The organism is Streptomyces sp. AM25 (assembly GCF_058146165.1).
This window is the reverse complement of sequence record NZ_JBKIWN010000157.1, coordinates 1-1,034: the sequence shown is the minus strand read 5'-3', so window position 1 is coordinate 1,034 and position 1,034 is coordinate 1. Positions and strand designations below refer to the sequence as shown.

The window sequence follows — 1,034 nt, the reverse complement described above, 5'->3', positions numbered from 1 at the left end:
TGTTCGGTAGTTCGCCTGCGCGGTGGGGTCCGGTCTTGATAGGCCGTCAGTCATGGCGCGAGGCGATCTCACCGATGAGCAGTGGACCCTGATCGGGCCCCACCTCCCGGTCGCCGCGGTCGGACCCATACCCGACCTGCGGAAACACTTCAACGCGGTGATGTGGAGGTTCCGCACCGGCAGCCCCTGGCGCGACCTGCCGGGTGAGTTCGGGCCCTGGCAGAGTGTCTACGACCGCTTCCGGATCTGGGCGACGCAGGGCGTCTTCCAGCACCTGATGGAGGCGGTGATCGCCGAGGCGGCCGCCCGGGGCCAGGTGGACCTGGGCCTGGTCAGCGTGGACTCGGCGACCGCCCGGGCCCACCACCACGCCGCCGGGATGGCCCTGGACCCGGTCCGGCTCGAAGCCCTGGCGAAGGCCGTCGAGGAGGAAAAGGGGCTTCAGCAAAGGGACATACCACCCAAGACGACGGACCGGACGATCCGGCCCGGACCGAGCGACGGGAGCGCCGCCGACGGCACCGGGCCCGGCTGAAAGCCGCTGAGCTGGGCCGTTCCCGGGGCGGGCTGACCAGCAAGATCCACCTGGCGGCCGACCGGCACTGCCGTCCGCTGGCGTTCGTCCTCACGCCCGGACAGGCCGGCGACAGCCCGCAGTTCGTCCCGGTTCTTGAGCGGCTCAAGGTGCGTGGACCGGCCGGGCGCCCCCGGACCCGGCCGGACGCGGTCGCCGGCGACAAGGCGTACTCCTCCCGCCGCAACCGGCGCTACCTGCGGCGACGCGGGATCCGGCCGGTGATCCCGGAGAAAGCGGACCAGGCCGCCAACCGGAAAAGGCGCGGTCCGAAGGGCGGCCGCCCCGTCGGCCACGACGCGGAACTGTACAAGGAACGCAACACCGTGGAGCGGTGCATCAACCGGCTGCGGAACTGGCGCGGCATCGCGACCCGCTTCGACAAGACCCCCGAAAGCTACGAAGCCGGACTGCATCTGTGCGGTGCGATGCTCTGGCTCCGCAGCATCACACCACACTC

General features: G+C 71.1%; 1 pseudogene. It reads left to right on the top strand.

The annotated features are described in order from the left end of the window. Positions 1-52: 52 nt before the first annotated feature. Positions 53-1,034 (top strand): annotated as a pseudogene (locus ACLHRZ_RS42500) (IS5 family transposase); the annotation flags it as partial.